Here is a 20,086-nt window from a genome sequence, read left to right on the forward strand (position 1 = left end):
GTACCGCGCACCGTATTTCAGGCCGCTCACGGGCAACCGGAGCGGCCTTTCTTTTTATCGGGTCAAGGTGAATCGATGCAGGACCACGAAAAGACGATTCTGGAGCTAATCATCATGGGTGGATTGATTGGGGTGGCGAAGGTGCTGGTGGGCGGTGAGCCGCTGACGGTTCGGCTGGTTGCTGGCCGGGCCGTGCTCGGCTCGGCTACGTCGATGTTGGCGGGATTGGCGCTGGTGAAGATCCCGGATCTGCCGCCGATCGCGCTGCTCGGTATCGGCAGCGGGCTAGGTATTGCCGGCTCGCAGTATCTGGAGGTGCTGCTGCGCCGCCATGCAAAACGCATCTTCGGGGAGAAATGACGATGGCTCGAATCAGTGTTGCTGCTGCGGGCGGGATGAATCGGGTGGCGTTTCTCGACGCCATCGCGGTGAGCGAGATCGGCTCGGCGTTGCTGGCCAGGTCGGACGATGGTTACAACGTGCTGGTCGGGGCGACGGTATCACGGCCGTTGCTGTTCTCGGACTATGCGAAGCATCCGAACGTTCTGAACCGGCAGATCCGCGTCCCGTCGACAGCCGCCGGCCGCTATCAGATCCTGTCGCGATGGTGGCGGATCTACCAGGCGCAGATGAAGCTGCCGGACTTCGGTCCAGTCTCGCAGGATCGGTATGCGTTGCAGCAGTTGCGCGAGCACGGTGCGCTGCCGTTGATCGACGCTGGCCGGTTTCGTGAGGCGGTGGCGAAGGTGTCGAACGTGTGGGCCAGTTTGCCAGGTGCCGGATATGGGCAGCACGAAAACGGTATCGAGCCGTTGCTGGCTGCGTATCGATCCGCCGGCGGAGAGGTGGCCGCATGACCTGGATCGATCCGCGCATCTGGCTGCTGGTCGTTGCCGGCGTGGTGGTCGGCTCGGCCTGTGGCTATTCGAAAGGGCATCGTGACGCGGACCAATCCGCCCATGTCGCGGACCAGGCCCGGCAGATTGCAGATCTCACGAATGAACGGGATGAATTCGGTCGCCGACTGGCGGCACAAGGGAGGATTGCAACCGATGCTGCGAAAGAACGTGATCGCGCTCGTGCTGACGCTGCTGTTGCCGACAGCGCTGCTGACGGCCTGCGCAAGCAGGTCGCCGCGCTCGTCGCCGAGGCTCGACGTGCCGGTGCTTCCGCCGGCAGCTCGGCAACCGGCGACGCCCTCGATCTGCTTGCCGACCTGCTCGGCCGGACTGACGAGCGTGCGGGAGAGCTGGCGAGAATCGCTGACGAGCGAGGGATCGCTGGGTGGCAGTGTGAGCGGAGCTATGACGCGCTGATGGAGGGTGCGACTACCGAAGTGCCGCAGTAACGCGTCAATCGAGGCCGGAGGGTCTCGAACGAAACAGGGCGGCCGGAGGAATGTTGGAGCATTTCCCCGGCCGCCTTTCCACTGTCGAAGCCAGTGAATCAGCCAAGGCCCTGCTTACCTACGTAGGCGCGCCGAATTCTACACGAAGTTTAAAAATGGCTTTCATCATGGCAAATCCCATCATCCCTTGGATCGGCGGCAAGCGCCGTCTCGCAGACCATCTGATCCCGCGCTTTCCTGCGCATGACTGCTATGTCGAAGTGTTCGCGGGCGGCGCTGCGCTGTTCTTCATGCGCCCGCCGGCCAAGGTCGAAGTGATCAACGACGTGAATGGCGAGCTGGTGAACCTCTATCGCGTCGTGCAGCATCACCTGGAGGAGTTTGTGCGGCAGTTCAAATGGGCGCTGACGAGCCGGCAGGTGTTCGAGTGGTTGAAGGCGACTGCGCCGGAAACGCTGACGGATATCCAGCGGGCTGCGAGGTTCTACTATCTTCAGAAAAGTTGCTTTGGTGGGAAGGTTGAGGGGCAGACGTTTGGGACGGCGACCACGACGCCGCCAGGGCTCAATTTGCTACGCATCGAGGAGGAGCTGTCTGCGGCGCATCTGCGTCTTGCGAACGCGTTTGTGGAGCGTTTGGATTGGGCGGCATGTATCGATAGATACGATCGGCCGCATACACTGTTTTACCTTGACCCGCCGTACTACGAGACGGAAGGGTACGGCGTCGCGTTTCCATTTGCCGAATACGAGAAGATGGCCGCAAAGCTACGCTCGATCAAGGGCCGTGCAATCGTTAGCTTGAACGACCATCCTGACATCCGGCGTGTGTTCACTGGATTTCATATTGAAAATATTTCGATTCAGTACACAGTCGGGGGCGGGAAAGGGGCCGAGCGGAGCGAACTGATCATCTTCAGTTGGGATGATGCGGCGCAGCCCGTAGGAATTTTCTGATTCGGTAAAACAGTAAGGGCGCGCTTCATATGCGCCCTTACTTTTATCGAAAAGCGTATTCGATGCGGCTTCCGAGTTGTTTAAGCCCCTGCAGCAGTAATGCAGCAGTCTCGGCTTCGCATCCTTTCGCGCATGTCGACATCGAACCGTCTGATCGGAGAACGATCAATACAGCCGCGACGACATTTGGATGTTGAGCGTCGAATTGCGTAATAACGGCCTCCTTGATTTTGTTGTGCCGTTTGAGAGTCACTTGCTGACGTGGAAACTCGTAAACGTTTCGTCCGGTAAGTCGGGCCGTTAAGGTACGGTCGGTTTCCTTGTCAGGAGTGGGTGTGAGGGTGAGTGCTTGGTGGTTCAAACAGTCTCCTACATCTCGGGTTTCGAGTCGTGATCGATGCCTTATTAACGCAGGTTTGTGGATAAATTAAAATGCAATGTATCGTTGACATTTATAAATTATTGTGAATGTTTTGCGGTATGCGTGATTCCACTGTATTCATATCCTCGTAAAAATGACAGGATGGCGCGAGAAGTGCAATCGCGCCGAAACGAAGGTCTAGACAGGGTAGATGAATATGTTGGATGACCTTAGGGCATTGAATTTAAATGATATTTATGCGCTTACTTTAGTGATTAGGCACGGCTCACTAGCCGGCGCCGCACGGGCAATCGGAATGACGCGGCAAGCATTTTCACAGAGGATCACGAGATTAGAGGACGTGCTCGGTGTGCGGCTGTTGTCGACGCGGCAGCGCGGGCGAGGTGTGGAATTTACCGAGCAAGGGAGGCTTGTGGGTGGGGCGGCCACCATCCTGTTTTCTGGACTACAGATGTCGCTGCAGTGTGCCCTAAAGGGGGATGAGCAAGCTTTGAGTCTTGCGGCGGTTAGTCAGGCAGAAGCTATGCTTGGCTTATTGAGGGGGATAATTATCGGCGAGCAATATCTCAAAATAATTGATATAGTTGAGGCAAGCTCAGTGGTCAAATCACATTTGAAGTAAACGAAACTTAACATATCCAATATGTGGAGGGGGGTGGTGAGAATTGTTCTTGTTGTGGGATTATTAATTGTTTATTTAAAATAACTAATTTATAAAAAATAATAACAATTAAGGTTAAATGATTGATGAAAGTCTTGTCGGGTGTGGCGATGGGGGGCGGCGACGTCAGCTCAACGTGTCATGCGAGCTTGACCGGTTTCCTGAAACGCGTTCACCTCGGCGGCGGCGTCGACGGTAACGATCGCGGCAGTCGAACTGGCCGTCGCGGTGGATGATTTGGCCGTGTGGGCAGTGGAAGGTATGTGGTGGGAAGGGAATTGGTTGCTACGAATTTGCTATAACAGTGGGGAGGGGACTTGCTGCCAATGCCAAAGAGAAAGCCCCTGGTGTCGGGGCTTTATCAATCAAACGGCCCGCACTTCGAGCCGTTTTCCGAGCGCGCTAAGCGCGGCCTCAACCATTTCGATTTTCGAGCCGTGGCTGAATTTCAGCAGACGATCGACCTGCACCTGGTTGACGTTCAATCGGCGGGCCAACTCGGCCTTCCGAACTTTTTGCTTCACCATTTCATTGGCCAGCAGAATCTTTGACGCAACGAGCACCGGCAGGGTGACGACTCGTTGATCGGCTGTTGCCGCCGAGGGCATCGGGATCGGGCGCTTCTCGTCGAAATAAATTTCGAGCGCGGCCTCAAGGGCGTCGAGCGCTTGGATCAGGGCGTCGTCAACGTTATCGCCGACGCTGATTGCTTCCGGGACGTCAGGGAACGTGACGAGCTGGGAACCGTTCGAGTCCGGCGTCAGGGTGACGGGATACGACAGCATTGTGTGTGACTCCTGGGTCATTTGGGGGTGCCTGTAGGCGAGTTTGGGGCAGCCCTTTCGGGCCGCCGGTGCTTCACTTCAGTCCGAGTTGCTTTTTGATCGCCTCGACTAGACCGGTACCGATTTCCTTTGCTCCGTGATCGGGGAAGATCGTCGTCTTGTCATTCAAAGTAACTCGGTAGTGACTGGAGCCAGATCGGTGTTTTTCGAACGTCGCACCTTGATTCTTCAGCCACTTCCGAAACTCGCTGTATTTCATGCACCCCCTCGTGTGTTGTTACGGTGGAATCATTGTACAACAATTTTGTTGTATTGTAACAGCATATTGAATCAATTTTGTTGTAATTTTTGTGTCAAGCAACGCGATCAACTTCGGCTTCGATTGCCAGGCGCAGCAGCTTCGCGTCGGCCGAATCCGGCGCTGCCGCCTCTGCAGCCCTGGCCAAGCGGGCGAATTTTCGAAGCGCGCGGCGCGTTTGCACCGCTTCCAGCATCAGTCGCTGCTCGATCGTAAGCTCGGGTGGTTTCGTCCGGCCGATGTCGAGCCATCGTGCACGTAGCTCATGCCACGTCAGGGCGATGAATTCGGGGAGTGCACGCGCTCGCGTTTCGCCGGGATCGGCTTCGGCCGGCTGGGATTTCAGGAAGCAATGCACGGACTCCCGTGCCTGCCACGCTTCGCTGTAGGGCGTGAGCGCGGAGCGAGGATCGTCGAGCGGGCCGGCGCGATGCTGCTCGGCGGTTATCCGTCTAAGCATGCGGCGCAGCGGCGCGACGGTCGGCTGTGGCTCGATTTCGAGGCGCTCGATCACGCGTCCCGCTTCACGCGTGAGATCTGCCAGCTCGCGCATCGTCAGGCGCTGGTGCATCACTTCGAGGATCAGGATGTGGACGTCGGCGTTTGTGCACGCGCGCCAATATTGCGTCAGGTCGTCAATCTGCGGTGGGTCGAATGGGGGGAGCAACATGGCGTGAATACTGTATGAATGTACAGTATATGTCGTCCACGTCGATTGTGAATGAGCCTCGTTTCAGGGCCTTATTTGGAGATCAGGTACTCGCCGAACGCGTAGAGAAGAAAGACCGATTGAGCGATCACGCCAACATCGATCGCCCAGCGCGGGATATTTGCGTATCCCTGAAGACGGCGCTGGGCACTGCGTTGCAATAAGAGGCCGAGCATTACCGACACAAAGCCCAGTGAAATTGCGCCGGCATATCGCATGGGAGTGTGGGCATCCTTAGCGTGATGCCATAACCAATCTGAGGCAGCTGCGAGCCCCAGCACCACCAAGAGGTTGCGGCAATATTCGAAGACCGCCTTGACCGCGACGTCGTCCTTGGACAGCTCTTGGACATAAATAATGGGCATCAGCAGGTACATCAGGGCGCGCAAGGGCAGCAGTAGGCACATCAGCAGGAACTTCTGGGCATACGAGGGCATATTCGGCTTGGGGGTGGTTTGAGTGTTGGCTTTTTGTTTTTGCCCTTGCGGAAGAAGGCGAAGGCGCTGTCGCAGAAGCAGTATATGCCGGCGGCTGAGGTGGGGAATTTGCTGCGAAATCTGCACGGCACTACGCCAGATTGGCGGCATCTCGTTTCTGGGTAAGGGTTTCCGGGGATTTTTTGGTCCCCGACAGGAATCGTTGACGGGGGGGAGGTCAGTCCAGAATGCCGCGGCGAGCCGCCCTGCGCTTCTTCGCCTCTTCCAGCCGTGCTGGCTCGGTGTAGAGGCGCTCAAGCAATTCCACAGTGAAGTCTCGCAGATCCTCGGCGTCTGCTTGCGTCAGCGTTCCTTCGTGAGCGCCATCGTTGCCGTCTTCCTTCACGCATTCCGCAAGGTCTGCGAGCCCTTTGTCTAGATGCCCATTGTCAAAGAGCCACTCAAGGCGGAACCCTAGGCTATACCTAACTTTCTTGGGAATGTCTGCTTCAGCAAGGCTATCGAGAATATCCTTTGTTGCGGCATCCAGGCAAAGGCGAAACATGGTGCCGCCCGCGTTTAGGCAGCCGATCGCCATGCATCGAGAGCCTTCATCAAAATATCTCGCTATATTTTCCGGAAGGTGGTGTGGGGCCGCTTCGGCGTCGCGATCTTTCGTTGATACGTAGCCGGTGACCTCGATCCAGTCGTTCAGCATTCCTCTTAGGCTTGCCAAGTCAATGTTCGCTGACCTTGTTGCGCTGTCAAGGTCTTTGTTTCTAGCTTGGAATATCGTCCCGCGAGAGCAATGCCGGCACACGCAAAAGATCTCATAGTATCGCTGCCAACCGTCAATGCCGAGTGGCAAGCACCCCACCACGCCGAACGTGATTTTGTCGTAGCCGCATCGAGGGCAATCCGCACCAAGTTCCGCCATTTCATATCCCCGTTGTTGTCGCGAAATTATGTCTCACCCATAGCGCAATGGGGGGGGCGTGAAAATTTTATAGCGTAGGGTTTGGCGTAGCTTTTTGCTCAACTGCCCTACAAAAAAGGCGCATGCGCCTATGCATTACCGGGTTGACGCTTTCAGGCGTTGATGTGGGGTGCGTGCTCATGTGGCCGGGAAAAGTTGCTTTGGTCGCGCGAGTTTACCAGCGGCACGCCAAATAAGGCGCAGGTGCTGCTGCATCATGCGGATGGCGCGCTGCGTCGCCGCAGCTTCGGTGGAGAGCTTCGTTAAGCAGGCTACAAGAAAGCAGGTGCTTGGGAATAGCCCATTAATTTATTGGTATCAGCTATCAACGTGCCCAGGATGATTGGGCTAAACGGATACGGCTGTTTGTATCCGAATTTCAATAGATGATGAAGATATGATGAGCAAACGATGTGGTGTCGAATTGCACTCATCGCTTCGTAGGCAGGCAGGCCTTTTAATGGATAATCGAAAGCTGCCTTATATCTTACCGATAATGGATTGTCTATATAGTCTAGCGATGATTTAAAAAAATAGGCTGCATTTAATTTATTTATTAAATCGAGGGTTGGGAGTGGAGTAAATGGATTTATTGGGGTTGCGATGGAAGAGTAAAAGCGAAGCGAGGCTTGGTCGCGCGTGGAGAAGATATAGAAGATCCACGAGTCGCCCGTATTGTCTTCGAACGAAAGCGAGGTAAGATCGCCGATCGCTGGCGGAGGTTGGTTATCCGGCGGGGCCGTAAACGAAAATCCCGCATCTCTCAGCATTTCATGTAACAGCTTGGTATTTGTCAGGTCGCTCATGGTGTGTCAATGAAAGGTGCTTCGGGCGAACTGATTTCGCTCGGGAGTGTCTTCGGCGATCCCCGGGTGATGTTTCTCGTTGGAGATTGCTTGTAATATTGTCTCGTTCTGAATGGTGAGAGACGCGTGGAGCGTTTCAATTCTAGCAGCGAGGGTCTGGACAAATTCCGTAGAAACAACTGTGAGGTGCGCCAAAGATGCTTCACTCGTCCGATTGAGTCGCTGTTCTTCAAGTTCGTGAGACAGAAGTGTTCCATCTACTGGCTTGAATCCGTCTGGCACATCGTTGATGCCATTGGGCAAAAACCAAACTGAGGTAACTTCCCCGCCGAATGTTTTGTCAACGGCGTGCATCCACGGTTGATTCAAAGCATCGATCAGCGATAGCTTCCCTGCTCTCAAGCTATTTAAAATGGCTTCGCTTGTTGCGACGACGAGTAGGCGGTAATAACGATCTTCCTCATCGACGTCGCTGACGTAGACTAAAAGCGGGCGGCCGCAAGACTCCGCAACAAAAATCTGCGGGCCATCATATTCATACAGAACAACGACTGGTCGGAGTTCGCCAACAATCTCGTTGCTGATCCTGGCCCCTTGTACTTCCCATGTCATGGAAGACTCCTTAAGCGCTTGTTGGCGAGAACAGTGTATGCGGCTCAATGCCCGCGTACGGCCACCAAGTACTGTGCTCCGGATGTTTGTGCGACGGTGTATCAGCAATCACCCCGTGTGCTGCCGTCAATTGAGCGCGAGCGATGTACCGTCCGAGCCTCGGAAGCGCACGTCGAAGATGTGCGCAGCCCTCGATAGTAGGGAAGACGGACAATCCGTGGCGCGTGCAAATTCCCTCGCCGTCTGCGTCGAGAGCGCGGTTACGCTGAGCTTGGGATTGGAAATCCTTGGCCACACAAGGAATTTCTTTGCACACCATATATACGTCGCCATCGCAGTTTCGGGCCCTAGGAAGCGGGCATTCGTCAGGCAAATGATCTGGAAAGGTCCCTAGTTCCATGATTTTGCAAAGTTATTTTCATTTCCAGCGACTATATCATGCCCCCGGGTTGGATTGAAAATGGTGGCAGACTTCGCGTTCGCAAGAGGGTGGGGTGGCGTAGCCTATGGCGTAACTTCTTATTCTGAGGCTTGTCAATAAAGGCGGAGGCACCCCTGCATCATGGGCGTGTGGTTCGCGGTTACGTCGGTGGGTTGCGTGCTCATTTGACAGGCTGAAGTGGCTTTGGTCGTGGAGTTTACCAGCAGGGGGCGGTGACGGTTCGCGGGGCAGGCCGTTTGGCAGAGGGTAAAATGGCCGCCGGGCGCGGCCCGGGCGGCGGGGCTTGCGGCATATCAGTAACCGGCGTCGATCCTGACCGGCGAAGCGCGCCGGCACCACGTTTCACATGCCGCCCGCCAACCCTGCGGCTCAACCCGCCGCGTCCCGGCAAAACGCAAACATCGGGCTGGTGTGATGGTGATCCTCCCCCGGCTCCACACTCACATCCACGAGTTCCAGCCCGTAATCCGACTTGCGCAGATACGCCCGATATCCATACGGATGCGTCGCCTTCAACCGCTCCGCGAATTCGTGCCGCAACTCACCATACAACTCGGCGATGACGACCCGCGGCGGACACTGCGCAAGCGTGTCGGCCGCGCCGGTCAGCGCATCGACCTCCGCACCCTCGATGTCGAGCTTCCAGATGTCGAAGGCGCCGTGTTCGGCGCGCAGCGCGTCGATGGTGATGGTCGGCACGTCGATCTTGCGATGGGCGTCGCCGAAGATGTACGGGAACAGCGCCAGCACTTCGTCCTTCAGGCTCGAGCCCTGGTTGTGCGCGAGCGACACGGTCATGGTGGCCGAACCGGGCGCCGACGACACGGCCTGCGGCACGGCCACCACGCGATCGGCCGGCAGGGTGGCGAGCCGGGCAAACAACTCGGGGATCGGCTCGGCGGCGATCACGCGGCGCGCGCCGGTGTCGAGCAGTTCGAGCGCGGTCACGCCGATATTCGCGCCGGCGTCGAGCACCTGGTCGCCGGCCTGCACGAAGCGCTGGAACAGTGCGCGATCGACGTCGCCTTGCGGGTAGCGAATCTTCAACAGCAGCGACGCGGCGTAGTAGCGCTCGTGCCGGTTCGCCAGATCGAACGTGATCGGGATGCCGCCGATCTCGAAGCTCACCTTCCCGCTGTCGCGGATGCTGCCTTCGATTTCCGTATACAGCATCGCTTGCGTCGACATGGCCCGGCCTTCCGTCTGATGAGTGGGCAAGCATTATGACGCACGCCCATCGCCGCTCCGGCGCGCAAACCGGCCGCTCGCGCCCGATGTCACCCGCCCGCCCGTAACGCCCACGCCGAACGTCACGTAACCGGAACATCCCCGCCCGCCGCGCACCTTCGCGCTTGTCCACGTTTTCGCAATCCTTCGCCGTCCGACCCTCTTTCGGAAACGAAAAATTTCAGCATTGACGATTTGTAAGCAATCTTCCGATTTTGGAACGCTTCTTGCTGCGTTGCAGCGTCGCATGTGTGGCAGGGGGATGGACGCCGCCGCGACGGTCTGACAGCAGGACTGCAGCGACGCCAGGCGCGGTACGGCCGGTGCGGTGCAGCGCGAATGTCGTCCACGCCAGGGTGCCGGGCGTGGTTCACCGGGTATCGAGCCAGTTTCCTTGCAGCCGTCCGGCGGATGCAGGGCGGACGCGTGCGATTTGCCGCCGCGCCGGGGGCGCTCGATGGCGGGGAGCGGGGGGCGGCGAAGCGGCGATCACACGTCAACGATAGCGACAACAATGACCTACAAAAACCGAAAGAAGCGGGCCGGCAGCGGCCTTGGGGTATTCGCGCTGGGTGCGATCCAGGCGTTCGCGGCGAGCGCCGCGACGGCGGCGGAGCCGGCGTTGTCGGCGCTGGGGCCGAGCGGAGGGCTGGTGATTCCGTACGGCTTCACGCTGCCGCAAGGCACGTTCGAAGGGCAATACAACGATTACATCGACCCGCGTTTCGGCCGCACGGCCACGAAGTCGGACGTCGCGTGGGCGGGCATCGGCATCCTGCCGTACGTCGAGGTGACGGGCGGACTGGTGAACTACACCGGCAACGTGCGGCCGGTGTTCCCGGGTGCCGAGTCGATCGTGGTACGCCACCTGATGGCGAACCTCAAGGTGGCGGTGCCGAAGTTCTTCCGCTATCAGCCGGACATCGCGTTCGGCATCAACGACATCGGCGGCCAGACGCATTTCTTTCGCGCGAAATACGGCGTGATCTCGCAGGCGCTCGGCCCGGCGACGTTCACGGTGGGCTACGGCAGCGGCGACCGGCTCGACGGCGCGTTCGGCGGCGCGGAGCTGAGCGTGTTCCACACGGGCCTGTCGCTGCTGGTCGAACACGATTCGCAGACACCCTATGCGGGCATCCGCTATCACTCGCCGGCCATCCGCTGGCTGGCCGACGCGAGCGTGGTCGCCACGCTGATGCGCTCGCTGAAGCAGACCCACGGCGTGGCCGAACGCACGGCGTTCTCGGTCGGCATCCAGATTCCGCTCGGCAAGCGCTTCGACGCCGCCCATTGCGCGAGCGCGTTGTGCGATGCGCAGCAGGCCGCGGCCACGAACGCAGCCGCAAACGCAGCCGCGAACGCCGCGATGACGGACGCCGCATCGACGGACACCGAACCGCATGCCGCAGCGGGCACAACCTCGGGCCTGGACGCCCGCCCGGCCTCGGCAAACACCGCCACGCCGCTCCTGCTGCCGGCCATCGCATGGTCCGCGCTGCACCCCGCGTCGACGAACGAAATGGATGCGCGCGCAACGATGCAGCGGGTCGGCGCGATCGTGCCGGTGGCGAGCGGGCCGACTTCGCTCGACGCGATCGTCGATGCGCTGTCCGAGGCCGGGCTCGAACGCGGCCGCGCGGGCATCGTCGGCCACGACCTGGTGGTCGAATACGAAAACCACCGCTACAACCAGAACGAAGCCGATGCGCTCGGCATCGCGCTCGGCATCGCGGCGCACCACGCGGGCGGCGAGATCGACACGATCCGCGTGGTGATCCGCAAGGCGGGCGCGGCAATGGCCGAGGTGAGCGTGGATCGCGGCGCGTACGCGGCGTTCCTCGCCGGTGGCGCGCCGACCACGGCGAGCGCGTCGCTCGCGATGCGCATGCGTCCGACCTACGATTCGGCCAGCGTCGACTGGTCGGGCAAGACGGGCCGCCACAGCTACGTGCGCTTCGAGATCGCGCCGGTCACGCACTACCTGTACGGCACCGACTACGGCAACTTCGACTACTCGGTCGGCGCGCAACTGCGCGCGTTCGTGCCGCTCTGGCGCGGCGCGGAGTTCTACGCGAGCGCGATCGCGCCGCTGGCCAACAGCCGCAACATGGACAACGGCCGCTTCTACAGCGCCTACCGCCTGCGCGGCGGCATCGCCGACGCCGCGCTCGCGCAGAGCTTCTGGATCGCGCCGCGCGTGCTGAACGTCACGTCGGCGGGCAAGTTCGATCTGCAGTACCTCGGCGTCGAGAACGAGACGACGGCGTTCGTGCCGGGCCGGCCCGACGTGGTGCGCCTGAAGCTGGCCTACCTGCGTCGCGAGCCGGGCAAGGACGCGCTGCCGGACGTCAAGAACGCCTCGCTGACCTATCGCTGGGTGCAGCCGGCCTGGAAGCTGTGGATCGAGGCGGGCGTGGCGCGCTACGTGGGCGGCGACAAGGGGCCGCTGGTGGTGGCGACGCGCTGGTTCGACGACGTCGCGTTCAGCTTCCAGGCGCAGCACAGCGGCCACGGCTCGTTCATCGGGGCGTCGGTCAGCCTGCCGCTCACGCCGCGCCAGGGCATGAAGCCGGGCCTCGTCGAGGTGGCCGGCACCTCGCAGTTCGATCTGAATTTCCGTACGCGCGTCGGCTCGACCAACTACCTGGCGGCCGACGGCACGCAGAGCCTCGATTTCGGCTACGACACGCAGCAGTTGCTGCTCAATCAGGGCCGCTTCAGCGCGGGCTATTTCTCGACGCAGCTCTACCGCATGCGCGATGCCTACGAACGCTACGCCGCGCCCGATGCGGCGGCCACGCGCAAGACGCCGGCCGCCGCACCGCAGACGCAGACGCAGACGCAGACGCAGACGCAGACGCAGACGCAGACGCAGACGACACCCGCGCAGGACCCGCTGGCGCTCGTCGCCATCGCGAACGCAACCCACGCCATCAACGCCGCAAGCGCAACGACGACGGCCCCCGCCGCCGCCGCGCCGCAACCCTGAAACCACACGAGCCGCGTGCGGCGCGACCCGTCATCCCGACGTTTCGCACCGCCCGTGGTCGGCACGACGATTCACGAGAACACGGAGAACCACGATGAAGACACGCGTTACGAAGCTGCGCGCCGCGCAGTGGATGGGGCCGGGCGTCGTTGCGATGGCCCTGATGACCGCTTGCGGCGGCGGCGGGGACAGCGGCGGCGGCGGGCCGGTCACGACCTCCACCACGGCCTCGGGCAAGATCAGCGGCACCGCAGCGGTGGGCGCGGCGATGGCGAACGCATCGATCACGGTGGCCTGCGTGCAGGGCACCGGCGCGAGCACGGCCACGTCCGCCGGCGCGTTCACGGTGAGCTTCGCGTTCTCCGGGCCGTGCTCGATCACGGGCAGCACGGGCACGGCCACGCTGCACTCGCTCGCGAACGGCAGCGGCACGTTCAACGTGACGCCGCTGACCGAACTGATGCTCGTCTACCTGGCGGCCGAACTGGGCACCGATCTGAACGGCCTGCTCGGCGGCCTCGCGTCGAACACGGCCTATCAGAGCGCGGTGGTCAACAGCGGCAACCTGAGCACCGCGCAGGGCGGCGTGGCGACGGTGCTGAAGTCGATGTTCAACATCACGCTGTCGACCTCGGCGTTCCTGACGACGGCGTTTACGCCGGGCCAGCCGGGCGCCGACGCCGATCTCGATGCGTTGCAGGCGGCCGGCGCGTTCACCAGCGCCGGCACGCCATCGGCGGCGCTGCTGGCGGCGGTGGCCGCGGCCGGCACGGCGGCCAACCGCCCGACCGGCGGCACGGGCGGCAGCACCAGCGGCACGCCCTGAGCAACGGGCTCGGCTGACGGCCGCGATGGATCGCGGCCAGCGCCCGGGCGGCGTTGGCCGCTTCAAGTTGTCATTTCGCGCAATCGTTTGCGCGAATTTCAACAATGTCTTTTATGTTGCATCGATCTTTCTTCATATCACTTCAATCGTTACGTAACGATTCGCGGCGCATTCGTAACGTTACGACACGTTTCAGATTCGAAACGCCCAGTCAGCTTCATCCAAGTTCCCATCTCAACTCGTTAAGGTATTGATCAGAAACGGTTTGGCGATTTCGATGACGCTCATCGTCAACGTTCTTTCCAGTGGCATGTTTCATGCTTGATACATCGCCAGCCAATCGCTGCATCGCACCATGGTCGTCGCATGCAAGGTTTGGCGGCGAGACCACGCGGGCAGATCGATCCAGCAGGCCGATCAAGCAGGACTGCGAAAGATTGTGGCGGACCGTCAAGCGCGGCCGCGGCTTGGCCGAGCGGCGCGCGAGACAGCGCCGCCGGCCACGCGAGATGCCGAAAAGACAAGAAATCCTGAACAACCGAAAACGAATCATTTTTTGAACGGGGTGAGTGATGAGAGGCCTGATCTGGCGCCTGGTCGACGGCACGTTGATCATCGTGGGCGCGCTATGCGCACTGCATTTCGAGCTGATGCCGCCGTCGGCGGCGGCCAGCTCCGGTTTCGACGGCCTGCTGGTGGCGTTCGCCGTCGCGCTCGCCCTGTCGGTGTTCCCGGCGTGCGACACCGACAGCCTGACGAGCGTGCGCTCGGTGCTCAACCTGATCAGCCGTACCGTCATCGCCTGGCTGTTCGTGCAGGCCTGCGGCTTCCTGCTGCTGTTCGTGCTGCATCGCCTGCATCTGGTCTCGCGCCTCTGGTTCCTCTACTGGACCATCACGAGCGGCCTCGGGATGCTGATCGCGCGCACCTTCGCGCTGACCGTGCTGCGCACGCTGTGGCGTTTCGTCGGCCGCGCGCACGAGCTGGCCGCGCAGGCCGATTCGCGGCTCGCCACGCATCTCGCACGCCGCACGTTCAAGCGCGGCTTCGATACGGCGCTGGTGATCCCGATGCTGGTGGCGCTGGCGCCGGTATTCCTGATCCTCGTGCTGCTGGTGCGTCGCGACGGCGGCCCGGCGTTCTACGGCCACCTGCGCGTGGGCCGCGATGGCCGCCGTTTCCATTGCCTGAAATTTCGCACGATGGTGACCGACAGCGATGCCGTGCTGCGCGAACTGCTCGCGCGCGATCCGGTGGCGCGCGCCGAATGGGACCGCGATTTCAAGCTCAAGCACGACGTGCGGATCACGCGGGTCGGGCAGTTCCTGCGCCGCACCAGCCTCGACGAGCTGCCGCAGTTGTGGAACGTGCTGCGCGGCGAGATGAGCCTGGTCGGCCCGCGCCCGGTGGTCGAGAAGGAACTGGAGCGCTATGGCCACGAGGTTCGCTACTACCTGATGGCCAAGCCCGGCATCACGGGCCTGTGGCAGGTCAGCGGGCGCAGCGACGTGGATTACGCGAAGCGCGTGTCGCTCGACGTGTCGTACGTGAAGCAGTGGTCGCCGATGCTCGACTGCGGAATCCTGCTTCGCACGGTGGGCGTGGTGATGCGGCGCGAAGGGGCGTATTGAACTGAACGTATCGGGCGGCTTGTCACGCGGCGTGTTGAGCGGCGTATCGGCGCGGCGTGTTGAGTCGTTATCGAGCCGCGTGTTGGGCCGCTTACTGAGTCACGTATCCAGCCGCGTATCCAGCCGCATATCGAGCCGCGTATCGAGCCGCATATCGAGCCGCATATCGAGCCGATATTGCGCGGCGCCCGCCGGGCGGCCACGCATCGAGGCAAGCGGTAGATAGGCGATCAGCGTGCGGGCGCGCTGCCGCCGTAAGCGGACGACGCGCTCCAGCCGTCGTAGCGATACGGGTTGGCGGCGTCGTCGCTGGCGGCGGCAGCGGGCTTGGCGCGATAGCGCGCGAGCTTGGCGCGGCTGCCGCGCGTGTCGGCCGCGCCTGGCGCGAGACCGGCCCGGCCGGGCGCGCGATAGGCGCGCGGCAGCGAGGCGCCGAGCGGTGCGGCGGCGCCCGAGGCAGCGCGCGTGGCGGCCGGCTTCGGCAGCATCGCGCCGGTCTGGTTCGGCGGCAGGTAACGCGGCGGCTGCGACTGCGATTGCGACGCGCCGCCTGCGGTTTGCGCGTGAGCGGCGAAGCTCGCCGGCAAGCCGGCGGCGGCGAACACGAGGGCGGCGGCCGGCACGGCCAGGAGGCTTCGCTTCATTCGGTGGGCAGCAACGAGGGTAGGGGTTTCGCGGGGACGCCGGTACGCCATCGCAGCGGGCCGGTTCGACGATGAACAAACGGTGCAACCGGACGATCGGGCGATCGGCCCGAGCGCGCCGACAACCAGGCCAGACACCATGTTAGACACGGCAACGGGAAAGCGAACGATAGCACTGCTGTCACGAATGGCGAAAGCGCTTCGGCGCGAGCCCCGATTCACCACGATGCGTATCACGATGCACATCACGCGGCAGGGCGCGCGGCAGGGTGCGCGTCGCGCGGCGGCGTGGGTCGCGCTCGGCGCGGCGAGCGCGCTGATCACCGGCTGCGCGTTCGCGCCGGGCATGACGTTTCGCGGCGGTTGCGGGCCGGCCGGCAACGGCGGCGCGCAACCGGCCTCGTGCCATCGTGCGCTGGCAGCGGCGGCGCCGGCCGGCGGCGGCACGCTCGACGCGAGCAACGCCGCCAAGGGCGCCAACGGCACCGACGCGCCGCCTTCGGGCTCGCTGGTCGAAATCGACGGCAACCTGATCGCGACGGTGCAGGCAAGCGTCGATCCGTCGATCCCGGCCGACGTCAGCGCGCTGTTCGCCAAGCCGACGCCCTACACGCTCGGCCCCGGCGACGTGCTCGCGATCGTCGTGTGGGATCACCCCGAACTGAACATGCCGCTCTCGCAAGGCCCGAGCACCGGCGTCGACAACACCGGCTCGAACGCGATCGTGTCGGGCTACACGGTGGACGCGACGGGCCGCGTGCAGTTCGCCTACATCGGGCCGGTGGAGGTGGGCGGGCTGACCGAGCTGGAGGCGCGCGAGCGCGTCAGCGCGCGGCTCGGCAAGTTCATCCGCGATCCGCAGGTCACGCTGCGGATTCAGGCGTACCGGAGCCGGCGCATCTATCTCGACGGCGAAGTGCGCCTGCCGGGCCTGCAGGTCATGAACGACCTGCCGATGACGCTGCCCGAGGCGATCAACCGCGGGGGCGGCCTGACGGCGGCGGGCGATCGCGCGCGCATCTCGATCACGCGTGGCGATGCCACCGCCATCGTGAGCCTGCCGAAGCTGGTGGCGCAGGGCATCAACCCCGATCGCATCCTGCTGCGCGACGGCGATCTGGTGCGCGTGTATCCGCTCAGCGACACCAAGGTGTTCGTGCTCGGCGAGGTGGGCCACACCACCACGCTGAACTTCAACAACGGGCGGCTCTCGCTCGGCGAGGCGCTCGGCTACGCGGGCGGCGTGAGCCAGTATTCGGCCGATGCGAGCCAGGTGTACGTGATCCGCAGCCGCACCGGCACGAGCCCGACCATCTTCCATCTCGATGCGACCTCGCCGGTGTCGATGGCGCTCGCCAACGAGTTTCCGCTGCGGCCCGACGACGTGGTGTTCGTCGATGCGTCGTCGCTGGTGCGCTGGAGCCGCGTGGTCGGCATGTTCCTGCCGAGCGCGCAGACCCTCGCCACCGGACGGAGCATCGCGTACTGATGGATACCTTGCTCGTGATGTGTACCGCCAATGTCTGCCGCAGCCCGATGGCCGCCGCGCTGTTCGCGCGCGCGCTGCCCGGCGTGCGGGTGTGGTCGGCCGGCGTCGAGGCGATGCCGGGCCTGCCGCCCGATCCGCTGGCCGTCGATTGCCTGCGTGCGCTCGGCCTGGAAATCGGCGAGCACCGTTCGCAGTCGCTCGCGCAATGGATGCTCGAAGCCGCCTCGCTGGTGCTGACGATGAGCGAGCGGCAACGGCGCGCGATCGTGCAGCGCTACCCCACGGCGACCGGGCGCGTGTATCGCCTGCTCGACGAGGACGTGGCCGATCCGTACCGGCGCGGGCCGGCCGCGTATCTGGCGGCGCTGGAGCGCCTGCAGGACGGCGTCGAGCGCTGGTCGCGGCGGATGACGCGGGTGCAGCCGTCGGGGGCGGCGTCCGCCGTCGCTGTTGCTTGCGCTGTCTCTGTTTCGCCGGCTGCGTCTGCGCCGCCCGGTTCGATCGGCAGGTTCGCTGCGGGCACGTCGACTGTCTCCATTGCTTCCGTTTCGCCGGCCGCATCCGCGCTGCCCGTTTCGACAACCAAGGCCGCGCCGGCCACATCCATCGCCTCGGCCGCGTCTTCTCCGTTCGCCGCGTTCGTTTCGCAGGGAGCCTTGCATGAACCACTTTGACGCGCCGCTCCCGTACCGGGAGCCCGACGACGCCGCGCCGCCGTCCAGCTTCGGCAGCTACCTCGACGCGCTGTACGACAACCGCCGCCTGATCGTCGCGATCACGGCCGGGATGCTCGCGATCGGCACCGCCTACGCGCTGCTGGCCGAGCCGGTGTATCGCTCCGACATCCTGATCCAGGTCGAGGAGAACACCAACTCGACCAAGAGCATGCTCGGCGATATCTCGTCGATGTTCGACGTGAAGACGCAGGCCTCCTCGGAGATCGAGGTGCTGCGCTCGCGGCTCGTGTCGGGCCGCGTGGTCGACAAGCTCCACCTGTATATCGACGCCGAGCCGCGCTACCTGCCGGTGATCGGCCGCTGGCTCGGCGAGCACGCCGACGGCGTGTCGCGGCCGCTGCCGTTCGGCTATGTGACCGGCGCCGAGCAGATCTCGGTGGCGGCGTTCGCGGTGCCCGACGCGCTGCACGGCAAGGCGTTCACGCTGACCCGGCTGGCCGGCGAGCGCTACCGGCTTGCGCTCGGCGATGCCTCGGCCGAAGGCGAGATCGGCGCGCCGCTCACGCTGGCCACGCGGCAAGGCCCGGTCACGCTGACGGTCGCCTCGCTCGACGGCGCGCCCGGCGCGCAATTCGTGTTGCGCTGCCATTCGCAACTGGCTACCACCGAGCGGTTGCGCGACGCGCTGAAGATCGCCGAAAAAGGCAAGCAGTCCGATGTGATCGGCGTGACGCTCGACGGCCCCGATCCGGTCCGCACCTCGGCCGTCCTCAACGCGATCGGCACCGAGTACGTGCGCCAGAACGTGCAGCGCAAGTCGGAGGAGGCCGAGCGCTCGATCCAGTTCCTCAGCGCGCAGTTGCCGGAACTGAAGACCCAGCTCGAACACGCCGAGAGCCGCTTCAACGATTACCGCGCGAAGAAGGGCACGCTCAATCTCGACGAGGAATCCACCGCGCTGCTGCAACGCTCGGTGGATGCGCAGACGCGCATGACGGGCCTGCAGCAAAAGCGCGACGAGCTGCTCGCGCGCTTCATGCCCGATCACCCGGCCGTCAAGGCGGTGGATGCGCAGATCGCCACCGCGCAGGCGGAGCTGGGCGGCATCGACAGCAAGACGCGCGCGCTGCCGCCGATCGAGCAGGAAGTGCTGCGCCTGCAACGCGACGTGCAGGTGGGCACCGAGCTGTACACCAACCTGCTCAACACGCAGGAGCAGTTGCGGCTGGTGAAGGCCGGCAAGGTCGGCAACGTGCGGATGGTCGATACCGCCGCGGTGCCCGAGCTGCCGGTGCGCCCGAAGCGCGCGCTGGTGATCGGCGGCGCGGCGGTGCTCGGCCTGATGATCGGCATGGGCATCGCGTTCGCGCGGCGCCGCATGTTTGATTCGATCGAGGACCCGGGCGAGGTCGAGCGCTTCGCCGCGATGCCGGTGTACGCGACGATCCCGCACAGCCGCGAGGAGGTGTCGCTGACGCGCCTGCGCCGCGCCGCCGACAAGCCGTCGCGCGACCTGATCCTGGCCAACCGCGCGGCGCTCGACCCGGCGCTCGAAAGCTTGCGCAGCTTCCGCACCGCGCTCGATTTCGCGATGACCGACCTGCGCAACCGGGTGGTGTTCATCACCGGGCCGACGCCGGGCATCGGCAAGTCGTTCATCGCGCTGAACCTGGCGGCGGTGCTCGGCGGCGCGGGCAAGCGCGTGCTGCTGGTCGATACCGACCTGCGCCGCAGCGGCATGAACCGCATCATTCAGGCCGAGCGCGGCGCGGGCTTCGTCGAACTGCTGCGCGGCACGCACGGCCTCGACGCGGTGATTCGCCGCGAGACGCTCAAGGGCGTGGACTACATCTCGCCGGGCAGCCATTCGGAGAACGCCAGCGACGAGCTGTTCGACGCCGACCTGCGCGCGATCTTCGCGGCGATGAGCGCGGCCTACGACATCGTGATCTGCGACGGCGCCCCGATCCTGCCGGTGCCCGACGCTGTGCAACTGGCCGGCCATGCCGGCGTGACGTTCATGGTGGTGCGCCAGGGCGTGACCAAGCGCGGCGAGATCCAGGAATCGCTGCGCCGGCTGCGGCAGGTCGGCATCGCGCCGCGCGGGCTGATCTTCAACGGCCTGCGGCCGCGCCCCGGCAACTACGCCTACGGATACGGGCAGTACCGCTACGCCCGCGCCAATTACGCCTACGACGACAAGGCCTGATGC

21 protein-coding genes are annotated in these 20,086 nt (G+C 63.2%); 11 read left to right on the forward strand and 10 right to left on the reverse strand.

Annotated features, from left to right (window positions below; translation table 11 throughout):
• Positions 1-75: 75 nt before the first annotated feature.
• The 4 genes from AB4851_RS22550 to AB4851_RS22565 all read left to right on the forward strand — a co-directional run bounded on the left by AB4851_RS22550 (position 76) and on the right by AB4851_RS22565 (position 2,304).
• Positions 76-360, forward strand: coding sequence for a holin (locus tag AB4851_RS22550; protein WP_414451520.1), 285 nt, complete (start codon positions 76-78; stop codon positions 358-360).
• 2 nt (positions 361-362) lie between these two features.
• Positions 363-857 carry a glycoside hydrolase family 104 protein gene (locus AB4851_RS22555; RefSeq protein ID WP_414451521.1) on the forward strand — a complete coding sequence of 165 codons (495 nt, stop codon included), beginning with the start codon at positions 363-365 and terminating at the stop codon, positions 855-857.
• Positions 854-1,348: a DUF2514 family protein gene (locus tag AB4851_RS22560; RefSeq protein ID WP_414451522.1), complete on the forward strand. Its 495-nt coding sequence runs from the start codon at positions 854-856 to the stop codon at positions 1,346-1,348. The genes AB4851_RS22555 and AB4851_RS22560 overlap by 4 nt, the downstream gene beginning before the upstream one ends.
• 167 nt (positions 1,349-1,515) lie before the next feature.
• Positions 1,516-2,304, forward strand: a complete 789-nt coding sequence (locus AB4851_RS22565) for a DNA adenine methylase (protein WP_414451917.1) — start codon at positions 1,516-1,518, stop codon at positions 2,302-2,304.
• Positions 2,305-2,347: 43 nt separating this feature from the next.
• Here AB4851_RS22565 and AB4851_RS22570 read toward each other — a convergent pair whose 3' ends face one another.
• Positions 2,348-2,665, reverse strand: coding sequence for a hypothetical protein (locus tag AB4851_RS22570; RefSeq protein WP_414451523.1), 318 nt, complete (start codon positions 2,663-2,665; stop codon positions 2,348-2,350).
• Between the two features lie 211 nt (positions 2,666-2,876).
• On the opposite strand from AB4851_RS22570, the gene AB4851_RS22575 reads away from it, so the two are divergent.
• Positions 2,877-3,308 (forward strand): LysR family transcriptional regulator, encoded by a 432-nt coding sequence (locus AB4851_RS22575; RefSeq protein ID WP_414451524.1) that lies wholly within the window; start codon positions 2,877-2,879, stop codon positions 3,306-3,308.
• Between the two features lie 404 nt (positions 3,309-3,712).
• On the opposite strand, the gene AB4851_RS22580 is transcribed toward AB4851_RS22575, so the two are convergent.
• The 8 genes from AB4851_RS22580 to AB4851_RS22615 form a co-directional block, all read right to left on the reverse strand.
• Positions 3,713-4,132: a type II toxin-antitoxin system HicB family antitoxin gene (locus AB4851_RS22580; protein ID WP_414451525.1), complete on the reverse strand. Its 420-nt coding sequence runs from the start codon at positions 4,130-4,132 to the stop codon at positions 3,713-3,715.
• Positions 4,133-4,205: 73 nt separating this feature from the next.
• On the reverse strand, positions 4,206-4,391 hold the full coding sequence (locus AB4851_RS22585) for a type II toxin-antitoxin system HicA family toxin (RefSeq protein WP_414451526.1): 186 nt from the start codon (positions 4,389-4,391) through the stop codon (positions 4,206-4,208).
• 94 nt (positions 4,392-4,485) lie between these two features.
• Positions 4,486-5,100 carry a hypothetical protein gene (locus tag AB4851_RS22590; RefSeq protein ID WP_414451527.1) on the reverse strand — a complete coding sequence of 205 codons (615 nt, stop codon included), beginning with the start codon at positions 5,098-5,100 and terminating at the stop codon, positions 4,486-4,488.
• Between the two features lie 71 nt (positions 5,101-5,171).
• A complete protein-coding gene (locus AB4851_RS22595; protein ID WP_414451528.1) occupies positions 5,172-5,702 on the reverse strand; it encodes a hypothetical protein in 531 nt (176 codons plus the stop codon).
• Between the two features lie 91 nt (positions 5,703-5,793).
• Positions 5,794-6,273 (reverse strand): DUF4145 domain-containing protein, encoded by a 480-nt coding sequence (locus tag AB4851_RS22600; protein ID WP_414451529.1) that lies wholly within the window; start codon positions 6,271-6,273, stop codon positions 5,794-5,796.
• A 530-nt stretch (positions 6,274-6,803) separates the two neighbouring features.
• Positions 6,804-7,337: a hypothetical protein gene (locus AB4851_RS22605; RefSeq protein ID WP_414451530.1), complete on the reverse strand. Its 534-nt coding sequence runs from the start codon at positions 7,335-7,337 to the stop codon at positions 6,804-6,806.
• Positions 7,338-7,343: 6 nt separating this feature from the next.
• Entirely contained in the window at positions 7,344-7,949 is a 606-nt protein-coding gene (locus AB4851_RS22610; protein WP_414451531.1) for a hypothetical protein, read from the reverse strand.
• A gap of 811 nt (positions 7,950-8,760) precedes the next feature.
• Positions 8,761-9,579, reverse strand: coding sequence for an FkbM family methyltransferase (locus AB4851_RS22615; RefSeq protein WP_414451532.1), 819 nt, complete (start codon positions 9,577-9,579; stop codon positions 8,761-8,763).
• Positions 9,580-10,132: 553 nt separating this feature from the next.
• On the opposite strand from AB4851_RS22615, the gene AB4851_RS22620 reads away from it, so the two are divergent.
• The 3 genes from AB4851_RS22620 (at position 10,133) to AB4851_RS22630 (ending at position 15,064) form a co-directional block, all read left to right on the forward strand.
• On the forward strand, positions 10,133-12,607 hold the full coding sequence (locus AB4851_RS22620) for a YjbH domain-containing protein (protein WP_414451533.1): 2,475 nt from the start codon (positions 10,133-10,135) through the stop codon (positions 12,605-12,607).
• A gap of 94 nt (positions 12,608-12,701) precedes the next feature.
• Positions 12,702-13,433: a carboxypeptidase regulatory-like domain-containing protein gene (locus tag AB4851_RS22625; protein WP_414451534.1), complete on the forward strand. Its 732-nt coding sequence runs from the start codon at positions 12,702-12,704 to the stop codon at positions 13,431-13,433.
• A 572-nt stretch (positions 13,434-14,005) separates the two neighbouring features.
• Positions 14,006-15,064, forward strand: a complete 1,059-nt coding sequence (locus AB4851_RS22630; protein ID WP_414451535.1) for a sugar transferase — start codon at positions 14,006-14,008, stop codon at positions 15,062-15,064.
• 230 nt (positions 15,065-15,294) lie between these two features.
• Here AB4851_RS22630 and AB4851_RS22635 read toward each other — a convergent pair whose 3' ends face one another.
• Positions 15,295-15,708 carry a hypothetical protein gene (locus AB4851_RS22635; RefSeq protein ID WP_414451536.1) on the reverse strand — a complete coding sequence of 138 codons (414 nt, stop codon included), beginning with the start codon at positions 15,706-15,708 and terminating at the stop codon, positions 15,295-15,297.
• A gap of 226 nt (positions 15,709-15,934) precedes the next feature.
• Here AB4851_RS22635 and AB4851_RS22640 point away from each other — a divergent pair, with 226 nt between their 5' ends.
• From AB4851_RS22640 to AB4851_RS22650, 3 genes are read left to right on the forward strand one after another with little or no spacing between them, the layout of a single operon-like run.
• Positions 15,935-17,197 (forward strand): polysaccharide biosynthesis/export family protein, encoded by a 1,263-nt coding sequence (locus tag AB4851_RS22640; RefSeq protein ID WP_414451537.1) that lies wholly within the window; start codon positions 15,935-15,937, stop codon positions 17,195-17,197.
• The gene (locus tag AB4851_RS22645; protein ID WP_414451538.1) at positions 17,197-17,871 is read left to right on the forward strand and encodes a hypothetical protein; all 675 of its coding nucleotides are present in this window, start codon (positions 17,197-17,199) and stop codon (positions 17,869-17,871) included. Before AB4851_RS22640 ends, AB4851_RS22645 begins: the two co-directional genes overlap by 1 nt.
• Complete coding sequence (locus tag AB4851_RS22650; protein ID WP_414451539.1) at positions 17,858-20,083, forward strand: GNVR domain-containing protein; 2,226 nt, start codon at positions 17,858-17,860, stop codon at positions 20,081-20,083. Before AB4851_RS22645 ends, AB4851_RS22650 begins: the two co-directional genes overlap by 14 nt.
• The last annotated feature ends 3 nt before the right edge of the window (positions 20,084-20,086 follow it).

This window comes from Burkholderia sp. 22PA0099, assembly GCF_047497165.1.
Taxonomy (GTDB): Bacteria; Pseudomonadota; Gammaproteobacteria; order Burkholderiales; family Burkholderiaceae; genus Burkholderia.